A 13539-nucleotide genomic window follows, 5' to 3' on the forward strand; every position below is an offset into this window, starting at 1 on the left:
GTTCTTGGCCGACCAGTCGGGGCGTACGCCCGGCGTCACCACCAGGAAGTCCTTGCCGCCGATGGACCGGGCCAAGGCCGCCTCATGCGGGCTGGCGATCACCCCGTCCGCGCCGGCCGCGATGGCGTGGTGGATGCGGCGCTCGACCAGCGAGCGGGCGGTCTCGGAGAACCCCATCTCGATCAGGTCGGCGTCGTTCAGGCTGGTCAGCACGGTGACGCCCAGGATCTTCAGGTTCGAGCGCCCTTTGCCGCGCACGGCGGCGGCCAGCACCTGCGGCTCGGCATGGACCGTCAGGAAATCGCAGCCCACGTCGGCCAGCACGCTGGCGGCGCGCTGCACCGTGGTGCCGATGTCGTGCAGCTTCCAATCGAGGAACACCTGCTTGCCCTGGGCCTTCAGTTCGCGGGCCAGCGTCATGCCCTCGCCGGTGGCGAACAGCTCCAGCCCGACCTTGTAGAAACTGGCCCCGTCGCCGATCGCCTCGACCATGGCGCGAGCCTCCGCGAGGGTGGGCACGTCCAGCGGCACGATCAGGCGCGGATCGGTCAGCACGGCGGCTTGCGCGAGAGCCATGGCGAAATCCTTTCAGGCAGGCGCGCGGACGGCCCCTTGCGAGAGGTCGGCTGGCGCTTCGAATTGGGCTAAGACCGCTGAATGAGCCAGTGGGACTTCGCCGTCAACTTTTTCGTCGCGCTGTTCGCCCTGATCGATCCGATCGGGAACGTGCCGCTGTTCGCGGCGGCCACCAACGGCGTGAAGAGCAAGGATAGCCGGCTGATCGCGGTCTATATCGCGCTGTTCGTGCTGGGCTTCCTGACCTTCTTCTACTTCTCGGGCCTGTCGCTGCTGGCCTTCTTCGGCATCTCGCTGCCGGCCTTCCGCATCGCCGGCGGGGTGATCCTGTTCCTGCTGGGCCTGGAGATGGCCCGCGACGACTTCACCGCCACCTTCGCCAACGCCGCCGACGAGGCCGGGCCGCCGATCGAAGGCCGCGCCAATGCGCGCCGCCGGTTCGAGCGGATGATCGTGCCCTTCGCCATGCCGCTGCTGATCGGGCCGGGCGCGATCTCCACCGTGGTCATCTACGCCAGCGAAGCCAAGCGCTTCGGCCTGGCCGGCGCCGCGGTCGGCGTGGCGGTGATCGCCGCCCTGGCCCTGGCCACCATGCTCTGCTTCTGGGCGACGCCGATCATCACCAAGCTGCTCGGTCGGATCGGCCTGACCATCGTGGTGCGGGTGCTGGGCCTGATCCTCTGCGCCTTGGCGGTGCAGTTCATCCTGGCCGGGATCGCCGAGTCCACCGCCGGCGTCATCCTGCGCGAAGCCGCCGCCCCCTACGCGAAGTAGGGGCGACGCCGAGCCAACCGCACGGGTGTCATCCCGGTTTGCGAAGCAAGACCGGGACCCATTCGCGCCGCGTCCTCGAATGAAGGCAAGGCCCCGCCACAGCATGCACAATCAGGTGTTCATGGGTCCCGGACAGCCGCTGCGCGTCTTCCGGGATGACACTATTGCAGGCCCTAGACCTTCCCGCGGAACCTCGGCCCCTGCGAGGCCATGAGCGCCAAGGCCCATTCGTCGGGGATCAGTTTCGCCGTGGCGGCGATGGCCTTGTTCGGCGCGCCGGGCACGCAGATCGAGCGGTTGGCTTCGGCGGCCTCATAGCCGGCGGCGGCGACCTCGTCGGCCCCGAGCCACAGCCATTCGGGCGCCCCGCGGCTGATCTGCTCGCGGGTGTCGTTGACGTCGTGGAATTCCGAATAGGTGAAGCCGGGCGCCAGCGCGCTGACGTGCACGCCGCTCCCCTGGTTCTCCAGGTGCAGACTCTGCGAGAACTTCACCAGATAGCTCTTGGTCGCCCCGTAGAGCGTCGCCCCGGCCGAACCGGGGATCAGCCCGGCCAGCGAGGCGACATTGACGATCCGGCCGAACCGCCGCTCGATCATCCGGGGCAGCACGCGATAGGCCAACTCGGTCGGCGCGGTCAGCATCACCCGCAGGAACGCCGCATGGGTTTCCCACGACGACTCCAGAAAACCGCCCGGCACGCCGTATCCCGCATTGTTGATCAGGGCGTCGACCCCCCGGCCGTGGGCGGTCAGATGGTCGAGGATCAAGCCCGGCGCTTCCGGGTCGGCCAGGTCGGCGGCGAAGATCAGGGTCTCGACCCCGTGGCGCAGCGAAATTTCCTCGGCCAGCTTCTCCAGCCGGTCGGTCCGCCGCGCGGTGAGGGCCACGTCGTAGCCGTGACTAGCGTAGATCCGCGCGAACGCCGCGCCGATCCCGGCCGAAGCCCCCGTCACCAGCGCCAATCTGCGGTCCATTCCGGCCCCTTCGGTTCGCAACACGCCGAAGGTGGCCAAAGCCGGCGGAAGGTCAAGCCGCCGCTGTCATCTGGAGGCTCTGCGACCTTCAGCGTCAGCGTGACGTGGAGACGTCGCGATTGTACGCTCGCCAGATTGGGTGTATCGCGCCCGCCGCTGCGGCACTCGGGCCGCCTAGGGGAGCGTCTGTCCGCATGTTCCCGGAGACTTTGAATGGCTGAAACAGCCGGCGTCGCCCAGGAGGCGACGGAGGAGTCTCACTCCGCTCATAAACAAGAGAGCTTCCGCGCCCTCGCCCTGGGGGCGATCGGCGTCGTCTTCGGCGATATCGGCACCAGTCCGCTCTACGCGATGAAGGAAGCTCTGCACCATTCGCGCTCCGGCGGCGCCAGCGAACTGGCGGTGCTGGGCGTGGTCTCGCTGGTGATCTGGGCGCTGATCCTGATCGTCACCATCAAGTACGTCGTCTTCCTGATGCGGGCCGACAACAAGGGCGAGGGCGGGACCCTGGCCCTGATGGCCCTGGCCCAACGCCATCTGCCCAAGCGCTCGACGACGGTCTTCTTCCTCGGCGTGGTCGGGGCGGCGCTGTTCTACGGCGACGGCATCATCACCCCCGCCATCTCCGTGCTCTCGGCGGTCGAGGGCATGAAGGACGCGCCTGGCATCGGCCGCGGCATCGAACCCTATCTGGTCCCCATCGCCGCCGGCGTGCTGGTGGCGCTGTTCATGGTCCAGGCGCGCGGCACCCATAAGATGGCCGCCCTGTTCGGCCCGATCATGGCGCTGTGGTTCCTGACGCTCGGCGGCCTGGGCGCCCTGCACATCGCCGACGACTGGTCGGTGATGCGGGCCCTGAACCCCTGGTTCGGCGTGCGCTTCCTGCTCGCCGACGGCCTGGTCGGTTTCGTCATCCTCGGCAGCGTCTTCCTGGCGGTGACCGGGGCCGAGGCGCTCTATGCGGACATGGGGCACTTTGGAAAGAAGCCCATCCAGGCCTCCTGGCTGTTCTTCGCCCTGCCCTGCCTGGCGATCAGCTATCTGGGCCAAGGCGCCAATGTGCTGGCCCACCCCGAGGCCCGCTTCAATCCGTTCTGGGAAATGGTGCCGGAAATCGCCTACTGGCCGGTGCTGGTGCTGGCGACCATCTCCACCGTGATCGCCAGCCAGGCGGTCATCACCGGCGCCTTCTCGATGACCCAGCAGGCGGTGCAGCTTGGCCTGCTGCCGCGCATCGACATCCGCCGCACCTCCGAGACCCAGGCCGGGCAGATCTTCGTGCCGCAGGTGAACACCTACCTGATGATCGGCGTGCTGGTGCTGCTGTTCACCTTCCAGAACTCCTCGGCCCTGGCGGCGGCCTACGGCATCGCCGTCACCGGCGCGATGTTCGTCGACACCCTGCTGTTCTTCGTGATCATCAAGTACATGTGGAAGCGCCCGACCTGGCAGGCCGCCGCCGCCGCCGCCGCCTTCGGCTCGCTCGACCTGGTGTTCATCGGCTCGAACCTGCTGAAGATCCCGGACGGCGCCTGGCTGCCGCTGGTGATGGGCGCGATGCTGGTGCTGATCATGTGGACCTGGACGCGCGGCGCCCAGATCCTGTCGGACAAGACCCGTCGCGACTCCGTGCCGCTGGTCGAGCTGTCGGAGATCCTCAAGGCCCGCGCCCCGCACCGGGCGCCCGGCACGGCGATCTTCCTGACCTCCGACCCGACGATGGCCCCGGTCGCGCTGATGCATAATCTCAAGCACAACAAGGTGCTGCACGAGAAGAACATCATCCTGACCGTGCTGACCGCCGAGACCCCGCGGGTGCGCGAGAACGACCGCATCCGCATCGAGCCGGTCAATGACGACTTCAAGATCGTCTACATCTCGTACGGCTTCATGGAGAGCCCGAACATCCCCAAGGGCCTGGGCCTCTGCCGCAAGCTCGGGCTGAAGTTCGACATCATGGCCACCAGCTTCTTCCTCGGCAGGCGCTCCATCGTGCCCTCGGCCCAGTCGGGGATGCCGCTGTGGCAGGACAAGATTTTCATCTTCCTGATGAAGAACGCCGCCAATCCCACCGACTTCTACAAGATCCCGCCCGGCCGCGTGGTCGAGCTGGGCACGCAGGTGACCGTCTAGATGACCATTCTCAGCATCGCCGCCGACGTCCTCTGGATCCTGTCGCTCTCGATCATGGCCTCGGCCACCCGCACCGCCTGGATGCGAATGGAGCCCGAGACGCGGGTGCCGGTGATGGGCGCCTGGCGGCTGTCGCGCAACGTCGCCCTGCCGCTGCCGATCGTGCTGGCCTTCGCCGCCGGCATGGCGCTGCTGTGGGGCCACCGTCACCAGACGCAGCTCAGCTACGACGTCATCTTCTTTGGCCTGCGCGCCACCCTGGCCGCCGTCATCGCCATGGTGCACCTGCAATGGCTGAAGGGCGCCCTGGCGACGCTGGACGCCGAAGGCGCCCTGAAGTCCTAGCGCGCGCTCAAGGCAGCGGGATCTCGTAGCTGCGCTTGACGGTCTCCATGGGCACGTCGGTCTTGACGCTCTGAACGCTGGGGATGCGGGTCAGGTGGTCGGCCTGGAACCGCCAGTAGCTGTTGAGGTCCGCCGTCACGATGCGCAGCAGGGCGTCGCACTCGCCGGTGGTCAGGTAGCACTCCATCACCTCTGGGAACCGCCTGACGGCCTCGGCGAACTGCTGGGTGACCTCGGCGTCCTGAGTCTTGAACCAGACCCGCGCGAACACCGTCAGGCCGACCCCGAGCTTGGCGCCGTCCAGCACCGCCACGTAACGCTCGATGACGCCCGCCTCCTCCAGCAGGCGAACCCTGCGCAGGCAGGGCGAGGGAGAGAGTCCCACCTCGCGGGCAAGTTCGATATTCTGCATGCGGCCGTCGCGCTGCAGGGCGCGAAGGATACGCCGGTCGATCGCGTCGAGTTTCATTGGCGCCTGGCGCCCCTGGATAGAGCTGCGTTGATATCTGATGCCAACATCGCACGCATTGTTGGTGTCTTTGCAATCCAATTGTTTTGATCTTGGCTTAGTCTGCCGACCTCGAATTTGATTTTGGCTTAGGGTGCCGCGCATGAACACGACCTCGCCCCCCATCAAGAAAGTCGTCCTCGCCTATTCGGGCGGTCTCGACACCTCGATCATCCTGAAGTGGCTGCAGACCGAGTACGGAGCGGAGGTCGTGACCTTCACCGCCGACCTCGGCCAAGGCGAAGAGATCGAACCGGCGCGCGCCAAGGCGCTGGCCGCCGGCGTGAAGCCGGAGAACATCTTCATCGAGGACGTGCGCGAAGAGTTCGTGCGCGATTTCGTGTTCCCGATGTTCCGCGCCAACACCGTCTATGAGGGCCAGTACCTGCTCGGCACCTCGATCGCCCGGCCGCTGATCGCCAAGCGCCAGATCGAGATCGCCCGCCTGACCGGCGCCGACGCCGTCAGCCACGGCGCGACCGGCAAGGGCAACGACCAGGTCCGCTTCGAGCTCGGCTACTACGCGCTGGAGCCCGACATCCACGTGATCGCCCCCTGGCGCGAGTGGGACTTCAAGAGCCGCGAGGCCCTGCTGGAGTTCGCCGAGAAGCACCAGATCCAGATCACCAAGGACAAGCGCGGCGAGGCCCCGTTCAGCGTCGACGCCAACCTGCTGCACTCCTCGTCCGAGGGTAAGGTGCTGGAAGACCCGGCGGTCGAGGCCCCCGAGTTCGTCCACATGCGCACCATCTCGCCCGAGGACGCGCCGGACACCCCGACCGTCTTCACCATGGACTTCGAGAAGGGCGACCCCGTCGCCATCGACGGCGTCAAGATGAGCCCGGCCACCCTGCTGACCAAGCTGAACCAGCTGGGCCACGACAACGGCGTCGGCCGCCTGGACCTGGTCGAGAACCGCTTCGTCGGCATGAAGTCGCGCGGCGTCTACGAGACCCCCGGCGGCACCATCCTGCTGGCCGCCCACCGCGGCATCGAGAGCATCACCCTCGACCGCGGCTCGATGCACCTGAAGGACGAGCTGATGCCGAAGTACGCATCGCTGGTCTATAACGGCTTCTGGTTCGCCCCCGAGCGCGAGATGCTGCAGGCCGCCATCGACCACAGCCAAGCCATGGTCACCGGCCAGGTCCGGGTGAAGCTCTACAAGGGCAACGTCTCGATCATCGGCCGCACCAGCCCCTACTCGCTGTACGACCAGGATCTGGTCACCTTCGAGGAAGGCAAGGTCACCTACGACCACCGCGACGCCGCCGGCTTCATCAAGCTCAACGCCCTGCGCCTGCGCGTCGCCGCCAAGCGCGATCAGCGGGTGAAATAGTCGGAGAACGGTGGGGCGGCGCCCGCCCCACCCAATCCAATCTCGTCATCGCCGGGCCCGTCCCGGCGACCCATAGACGCGACGCTCTCCGGAAAATCTCCGCGGCCGGCGTTTATGGGTGGCCGGCACAAACGGCCGGCCATGACGAACGGAGAGGATAGCGACGGCCTCGCGGCGACGTCAGCCGGCCACCTTGTTGTACGGATACTGGTCGCGGATCTCGTAGGCGAAGAAGCTGCCTTTCGAATCCGCGTCCAGGAAACTCCGGTGCACCTCGCCCGGGACCCCGACATAGACGTACAGATCGCCGTCGTGGAACGTGACGAACAGCTTTGAGCGTTTTTCGTCGTAGTCGATGTCGCGGATGGCTTCGGACTGGACCTGCATTGCGGGGCTCCAACGTTCCGTGTCCGCGCTAAAACGCGCGAGAGACCGCATTCGGTTCCCCGGCGGCCCGACGCATGCCAAGCTCGACCAGAACGGCGGTGCGACCGCCGACGATTTCTGGGGGAAATTCATGCAACCGCACAGCTATGTGGCGCTGGTCACCATCGCCGCGCTTCTCGTCTATGTCTGGATGGGCGTCAGGGTCGGCAGGGCCCGGGCCGCCTGCGGCGTCGCCGCCCCGGCCATGACCGGCGACCCGATCCTCGAGCGGCACATCCGCGTCCACTACAACACCCTGGAATGGCTGCCGATCTTCCTGGCCGGCCTGTGGCTGTTCGCCATCTACTGGAACGACCTGTTCGCCGCCGGCCTGGGCGTCGTCTGGATCGTCGGGCGGATCATCTACGCCCTGGGCTATGTGGCCGATCCCAAGAAGCGCGAAGCCGGCTTCATGATTCAGCTCGCCGCCACGGCCATTCTGCTGTTCGGCGCGCTCGGCAAGATCGTGTGGACGCTGGCGACCGTCGGCGCCTAGCCGAAGAGAACCAGCGCCTGCCAGATCGCCAGGCCGGTGACCACCAGGCCGACGATCCAGGTCAAGGCCCGGATCGGCAGCACCTTGGTCATCCAGCCCGCGACCGGGGCGGCCACCACGCCACCGGCGATCAGACCCAGCACCGACCACAGGTGCTGGGCGAGGTCTTCGGTCTCCCAATGGCCGGTGACCAGGGCCGTCAGGAAGGCCGCCGAGACCGCCGCCGCCACGAAGGCCTCGGCCGCATTGGTCGTGCCGATCGCCTTGCGCGGGTCGGCGCCCGAGCCCAGCAGGGTCGAGGTCACCACCGGGCCCCAGCCGCCGCCGCCAACCGCGTCGAAGAAGCCGCCGACCAGGCCGAGCGGAAACGGGCCCTTCCAGGAGAACGGCTTGGGCCGCACGCCCTTCCAGGCGCGATAGAGGATCACCAGTCCCATCAGGCCGAGCCAGACCACCACGAACGGCTTGATCTTCTCGCCGTCCACCGAGGTCAGCAGATAGGTCCCGGCCACGCCGCCCAGCATCCCGCCGGCCGCCAACAGCGCCAGCAGCCGCCAGTCGACATTGCGATGGGCGATATGGGAGGCGGCCGAGGCCGCGCCGGTGAACACCTTGGCCGCGTGCACGCTGGCCGAGGCGGCGGCCGGCGGCACGCCGTTGGCCAGCAGGACGGTGGTCGAGACCACGCCATAGGCCATGCCCAACGCCCCATCGACGAGTTGGGCCGCGAAGCCTACGGCGGCGAACAGCCAGAAATCCGGACCCATCGTCCCTCCCGATCAGTTTCGCAGGTCGCAGAGCTTTCCCACCGAGGCAATGGGGATTACCTCAGGGCGGCGTCAGCATTTCTACACTTCCCTTCCTATCCGAGGCCCCGATGGACCTGCCGGTCGACCCCGCGCGATACGCCGCCTTCCTGGGCGTGATGGCGGTGATGGCCGTGACGCCCGGCCCCGCCAACCTGTTCGCCATCGCCACCGGCGCGCAGAAGGGCAAGGCCGCCGCCCTGGTCGGGGTGGTCGGCATGAACTGCGCCACCCTGGTCTGGTTCGCCGCCGCGGCGCTGGGCCTCGGCGCCCTGATCCTGGCCTTCCCACAGGTCTTCCACCTGCTGGCCTATGGCGGGGCCGCCTACATCGCCTGGCTGGGGCTCAAATCGCTGAAGGGCGCCTTCCAGAAGGACGCTGAGCCGGGCCATGGGGCCTTCAGGCAGGGCAAGTCGGCCTTCCGCGACGGCTTCACCGTGCAGATCGCCAATCCGAAGGCGATCTTGTTCTTCACCGCCGTCCTGCCGCCGTTCCTTGATCCCAGCCGGCCGCTTCCCGCCCAGTTGGCGGCCTTCGCCTGCGCCACCCTGACCCTCGATATCCTGGCCATGAGCGCCTACGGCCTGGGCGGCGCGGCCCTGGCCTCGCGGATGACGCAGCCGCGGTTCCGGCGGGGCTTCTCGATCTGTGTGGGCTTGCTTCTGCTCAGCGCGGCTGTGCTGATGGCGACCAAGGCCTGACCCCTGGCGCAGCTTAACAAGCGCAACCATAATTAGGCCCATGTGTTTCTAGTAAAATTACGCCTCCTCGAGGGACGAGGACTTTCGGGTCAAAACGCCATGTCACGTAAAACCGCCGCCATTATCGCCAGTCTCGCCCTCGCCGGCCTGCTCAGCGCTTGCGCCACCGCAACGCCCTATCAACCGAACATCCCGGGCCAAGCCACCTCCGGCGGCTATTCCGAGCAACGGGTCGAAGCCAACCGGTTCCGGGTGAACTTCGCCGGCAACAGCCTCACCTCGCGCGAGACGGTCGAGGGCTACCTGCTCTACCGGGCCGCCGAGCTGACCGTGCAGGAAGGCTACGACTGGTTCTCCATCGCCGACCGCAATGTCGAGCGTGACCGCCGCACCTATGTCGAACGCGACCCGCTCTACAGCCCCTGGTACGGCCCCAGCTACGGCTACTGGCGCCCGTCGTGGCGCTACTACGGCGGCGGCTTCGGCTGGCGCACCTGGGACCCCTACTGGGGCAGCCCCTTCTGGGCCGACCGGATGGATGTGCGCACCGTCGACAAGTACGAGGCCAGCGCCGAGATCGTCATGGGCCGCGGCGCCAAGCCCGCCGACGACGTCCGCGCCTTCGACGCCCGGGCGGTGATCGCCAACCTCGGCCCGCGGATCGTGCGCCCGGCGCCGTAAGCGCCGCGCGGTCCTCTCCCCGCCGCGCCGGGGAGAGGAATTGCCGTGTTACGCCGCCGACGTCTTGCGCGCCGGCGCGGGCAGGAGCGCGGCGTCCTCCGTCCAGTCCCCCAGCGTGTTCAACGGCGCGGGGCGGCCGATGGCGTAGCCCTGCACCTCGGCGCAGGCCTCGCTGCGCAGGAATTCCAGCTGCTCGGCGGTCTCCACGCCCTCGGCGGTGACCGGGATGTCCAGGCTGCGTCCCAGGCCCAGCACCGCGCGCACGATGGCCGTGGCGCGGTCATGGCGGTGGATGTTCTCCACGAAGCTCTTGTCGATCTTGATCTTGTCGAACGGGAAGGACTGCAGGGTCGAGAGCGACGAGAATCCGGTGCCGAAATCGTCCATGGCTATGCGGACGCCCAGCGCCTTCAGCCGCCGCAGATTATCCAGGGCCCGCTGATAGTCCTTGAACAGCGCGCTCTCGGTGATTTCCAGCTCCAGCCGGCGCGGGGCCAGGCCGCTCTCCAGCAGGACCTCGTGCACCATCGCCGCCAGGTTCGTCTGATGCAGCTGCACCGGCGACAGGTTGACCGCGATACGTAGCGGCTTGTCCCACGTCACGGCGTCGGCGCAGGCGCGGCGCAGCACCCATTCGCCCAGCGGCAGGATCAGGCCGCTCTCCTCGGCGATGGGGATGAAATCCAGCGGCGCGATCATGCCGCGCACCGGATGGTTCCAGCGGACCAGGGCCTCGAACCCGCAGACCTCGCCGTCCTCGGCCCGGGCCAGGGGCTGGTAGTGCAGCACCAGTTCCTCGGCGTCGATGGCGGTGCGCAGCTCCCGCGCCAGGGCGCGGCGCTCGCGGATGTTCTCGTCCATCTCGCGCTTGAAGAACCGGTAGACGCCCCGGCCGCTTTCCTTGGCCCGGTAGAGGGCCATGTCGGCGTTGGCCAGCAGCGTCTCCCCGGTCGCGCCGTCCTCGGGATAGAGGCTGACGCCCAGGCTGGCGCCCACGCGCAGCTCCTGGTCGGCGTAGCTCACCGGTTCGGTCAGGATCTCCAGCAGGGCGGTCGACAGCTCGGCCGCCGCGGCCGGCTGCGCCCCGCCGCCGATCTGCACCACCACGAACTCGTCCCCGCCCAGCCGGGCGGCAAAGGACGGCGCCTGGACGGCGCGCTGCAGGCGCCGGGCAGTCTCGGTGAGGATGGCGTCGCCGGCCAGGTGGCCGTGCAGGTCGTTGGCTTCCTTGAAGTGGTCGAGGTCGATGCAGATCACCGCCAACTGCTCGCCGGCGGCGCTCACCTGGCCGAGCGCCTGGTTCAGGCGCGCCTGCATGACATTGCGATTGGCCAGGCCCGTCAGGCCGTCGTGCTCGGCGAGATAACGGATCTTCTCCTCGGCCGACCGGCGCTCGCGCAGGTCGCGGATCGCCAGCACCATCAGGTCGCCCTGATCGCCGCCGGCCTCCAACATGCGGCCGAAGACCTCGATGGGGATGTCGGGACCGCCGTCGCGGGGCCGCAGCTTGCCTTCGCGGCGGGCGTTCAGGGCGTCGCCGCCGGCGTTGTCGAAGGTCAGGATCTCGCTGGTCAGCTTCCGGCCGACCAGATCGCCGACCTCGGCGCCGGCCAAGGCGCAGAAGGCCGCGTTCGCGTCCTGGATCTCGTCGGCGCGGGTGACGACGATGCCTTCATAGGCGGCGTCGGCCAGCCGGCGCGTGCGGACCATCGACTGCGCGTTGGCGCCGCCCTCGATCAGGATCGCGCCCAGGCCGCCCAGGATGATCAGGCTGACGATCAGGGCCACGGCGATGGTCATCATCATCGACGACATCAGCTGGCCCGGGACGTGGATCGAGGCGTCGGGAATGACCGTGATCGCCCCCATGCCAGTGAAGTGCAGGCCGCAGATGCCGAGCGTCAGCAGCAGGGCGCCGATCAGTTGGCGGCGCAGGGTCCGGGCCTGGTCGGCGGCGAACAGGGCGCCCACCCCGCAGGCCAGTCCGATAATCAGCGACGCGGCGACCATGGTCAGGTCCCAGCGCAGGGTCCCCTCGGTCACATAGGCCGACATGCCGGTGTAGTGCATCGCCGCGACGCCGAGGCAGGTCAGCACGCCGCCGGCGATCTTGCCGGCCACGCCGCGCGCAAAGGCCGCCGCGCCGAACGCCCCGGCCATGAAAACCCCGGCGATCAGCAGCGAAGCCAGGGTGCCGGTCGGCAGGAAACCCGCCTTCAGCCCGGTCGAATAGGACAGCATGGCGATGAAGTGGGTCGCCCAGATCGAGCACCCCGCCACCAGCCCCGTTAACAACACCCAGGCTGCGCGCACGCCGGGAGTCGATGCGTCCCGCATCCGGGAGTAGAGTTTGAAGGCTGTGAAACACCCGCCGAAGCAAACCAGTCCGGCGACAAGGACAAGTCGATGGTCGTGCTCTGTAGCGAGGCACGTCAATACTTTGAACACTATAAATATGGCCCGACATAAAGACGATTTTGGCCGAGCTTCTAGGGGCTCACGGTAAAGAAATGCCTCACTCCGGGAAATATAAGGCAGGACGTCTCAGGCCAGGGCCCGCCAACCCAGCCCGACGCCGATCACCACCGGCAAGGCTCGCAGGCGCCGGGCCAATTGTTGCGCCACGCCCGCGTCGAGGCCCGCCGCCTCGATCCGGATCGAGGTACGCGCAGGCGTCTGCTCCGACTCGATCGTCACGATGTCCGCGCCCTGGACGGCGAACGGCCCCAGCACGCGCAGGACCGCGTCGCCCCGCGGATGAGCCTCGATCAGGAAGGTGCGGCGCGCCGGCCCGGCCGGCGGAAGGACCCCGTCAGCCACGTTTCAGCCCCTTCGCCGGATAGGCGCGGACCAGCAGCAGGCGGCCGGCCTCGTCATAGGCCCGCAGCTTGAGCGCCGACTGCGCCGCCTCGGTGGCCCAGATCAGCTCGCAGGTGGGCACAGGGCGCGGCCAGGCGAGGTCCAGGGCCTGCTCCAGGGCGAACAGCGCCTCCAGGCCCCCATCGGCCGCCAGGGTGGCCTCCAGGCGCGCCGTTTGGTCCAGCAGGGCCTCGGCGTCCAGGGCGGCGGCGAACCGCCGCGCCGCGTCGCCCGCGCTGGCGCGGTCTCCGCAGGCGGAATCGGAAAGGGTTTCGGCTGAGAGCATCGTGGTCAGGTCCTTCTTCGGATTTGAGGACCGACGGCGCGCAACAAAAAACCCCGCTACCTTTCGGGAGCGGGGTTCCTGATCTTGCGATCCGTCGGCGGTGTTTTAAGTCGCGCGCGTTCGCCCCGCTATGGAGGTGGGGGTCATAATAATCATGGTGGTTTTCGACGCGCAGGCGGCCGGACGCGCGGCGTCGCGCGCGATCATCAGGCCGGAGAGGGCGGAAACCAGGGTCATCGGGGCGACCTATAGCCTAGCCGCCGGGCGCGGCGCAACGGCCTCGCGCCGCACACGTCTTGTGCGCCGCAGCATAATCGGCGCCCAGGGCATGGGCAAAACCTCGCCCGACGCCGACGGAACGGCGGTATCGGGGATTTCAGGATTGTGATGCCCGAAGGCCCATGCCGACCTGATCGCGACATCGCGGGGCAATGGCGTTCCGTGACAGGTCCGAGAGGACCGCCGGAGCGCTGATGCTCCGGATGACGAGGACGATGACGTCCGCACGAGGCTCACCCCTCGGCGGACGTCTTTTTTTGGCCTGGGGGATAGAGCGCGATGGACAGAGGCTTATTGGCGTCGGCGGCGATGGCCGCGACGCTGACTTGGGGGACGGGCGCGCTGGCGCAGGC

At 68.0% G+C, this 13539-nt stretch carries 15 protein-coding genes; 7 read left to right on the plus strand and 8 right to left on the minus strand.

From position 1 onward, the window contains the following. Window positions 1-555 (minus strand): orotidine-5'-phosphate decarboxylase (gene pyrF, locus ASE02_RS16410; protein ID WP_156406097.1); only part of this gene is annotated, 555 nt, incomplete at its 3' end. Window positions 556-657: 102 nt separating this feature from the next. Here pyrF and ASE02_RS16415 point away from each other — a divergent pair. After that, complete coding sequence (locus ASE02_RS16415; protein ID WP_056735614.1) at window positions 658-1350, plus strand: MarC family protein; 693 nt, start codon at window positions 658-660, stop codon at window positions 1348-1350. 173 nt (window positions 1351-1523) lie between these two features. On the opposite strand, the gene ASE02_RS16420 is transcribed toward ASE02_RS16415, so the two are convergent. Beyond that, on the minus strand, window positions 1524-2327 hold the full coding sequence (locus tag ASE02_RS16420; RefSeq protein ID WP_056735615.1) for an SDR family oxidoreductase: 804 nt from the start codon (window positions 2325-2327) through the stop codon (window positions 1524-1526). A 213-nt stretch (window positions 2328-2540) separates the two neighbouring features. On the opposite strand from ASE02_RS16420, the gene ASE02_RS16425 reads away from it, so the two are divergent. Next, window positions 2541-4460: a potassium transporter Kup gene (locus ASE02_RS16425; RefSeq protein WP_056735616.1), complete on the plus strand. Its 1920-nt coding sequence runs from the start codon at window positions 2541-2543 to the stop codon at window positions 4458-4460. Further along, complete coding sequence (locus ASE02_RS16430; RefSeq protein ID WP_056735617.1) at window positions 4461-4805, plus strand: hypothetical protein; 345 nt, start codon at window positions 4461-4463, stop codon at window positions 4803-4805. A gap of 7 nt (window positions 4806-4812) precedes the next feature. Here ASE02_RS16430 and ASE02_RS16435 read toward each other — a convergent pair whose 3' ends face one another. Continuing rightward, the gene (locus ASE02_RS16435) at window positions 4813-5274 is read right to left on the minus strand and encodes an Lrp/AsnC family transcriptional regulator (RefSeq protein ID WP_056735618.1); all 462 of its coding nucleotides are present in this window, start codon (window positions 5272-5274) and stop codon (window positions 4813-4815) included. 142 nt (window positions 5275-5416) lie between these two features. On the opposite strand from ASE02_RS16435, the gene ASE02_RS16440 reads away from it, so the two are divergent. Next, window positions 5417-6652: an argininosuccinate synthase gene (locus tag ASE02_RS16440; protein ID WP_056735619.1), complete on the plus strand. Its 1236-nt coding sequence runs from the start codon at window positions 5417-5419 to the stop codon at window positions 6650-6652. 180 nt (window positions 6653-6832) lie between these two features. Here the strand turns inward: ASE02_RS16440 and ASE02_RS16445 are convergent, their stop codons facing one another. Then, window positions 6833-7039 (minus strand): KTSC domain-containing protein, encoded by a 207-nt coding sequence (locus ASE02_RS16445; RefSeq protein WP_056735620.1) that lies wholly within the window; start codon window positions 7037-7039, stop codon window positions 6833-6835. A 130-nt stretch (window positions 7040-7169) separates the two neighbouring features. Here ASE02_RS16445 and ASE02_RS16450 point away from each other — a divergent pair, with 130 nt between their 5' ends. After that, window positions 7170-7574, plus strand: a complete 405-nt coding sequence (locus ASE02_RS16450) for an MAPEG family protein (RefSeq protein WP_056735621.1) — start codon at window positions 7170-7172, stop codon at window positions 7572-7574. On the opposite strand, the gene ASE02_RS16455 is transcribed toward ASE02_RS16450, so the two are convergent. Further along, complete coding sequence (locus ASE02_RS16455) at window positions 7571-8341, minus strand: sulfite exporter TauE/SafE family protein (RefSeq protein WP_056735622.1); 771 nt, start codon at window positions 8339-8341, stop codon at window positions 7571-7573. The genes ASE02_RS16450 and ASE02_RS16455 overlap by 4 nt on opposite strands. A 110-nt stretch (window positions 8342-8451) precedes the next feature. On the opposite strand from ASE02_RS16455, the gene ASE02_RS16460 reads away from it, so the two are divergent. Continuing rightward, on the plus strand, window positions 8452-9081 hold the full coding sequence (locus tag ASE02_RS16460; protein ID WP_056735623.1) for a LysE family translocator: 630 nt from the start codon (window positions 8452-8454) through the stop codon (window positions 9079-9081). Window positions 9082-9180: 99 nt separating this feature from the next. Beyond that, window positions 9181-9762, plus strand: coding sequence for a hypothetical protein (locus tag ASE02_RS16465; protein WP_156406093.1), 582 nt, complete (start codon window positions 9181-9183; stop codon window positions 9760-9762). A 48-nt stretch (window positions 9763-9810) separates the two neighbouring features. Here ASE02_RS16465 and ASE02_RS16470 read toward each other — a convergent pair whose 3' ends face one another. From ASE02_RS16470 to ASE02_RS16480, 3 genes are all read right to left on the minus strand, one after another. Next, window positions 9811-12210 carry an EAL domain-containing protein gene (locus ASE02_RS16470; RefSeq protein ID WP_082602156.1) on the minus strand — a complete coding sequence of 800 codons (2400 nt, stop codon included), beginning with the start codon at window positions 12208-12210 and terminating at the stop codon, window positions 9811-9813. 96 nt (window positions 12211-12306) lie between these two features. Further along, window positions 12307-12582, minus strand: a complete 276-nt coding sequence (locus ASE02_RS16475; RefSeq protein WP_056735626.1) for a hypothetical protein — start codon at window positions 12580-12582, stop codon at window positions 12307-12309. Then, window positions 12575-12907 carry a hypothetical protein gene (locus ASE02_RS16480; RefSeq protein ID WP_056735627.1) on the minus strand — a complete coding sequence of 111 codons (333 nt, stop codon included), beginning with the start codon at window positions 12905-12907 and terminating at the stop codon, window positions 12575-12577. The genes ASE02_RS16475 and ASE02_RS16480 overlap by 8 nt, the downstream gene beginning before the upstream one ends. Between the last annotated feature and the right edge of the window lie 632 nt (window positions 12908-13539).

Source organism: Phenylobacterium sp. Root700 (assembly GCF_001429025.1).
GTDB lineage: Bacteria > Pseudomonadota > Alphaproteobacteria > Caulobacterales > Caulobacteraceae > Phenylobacterium.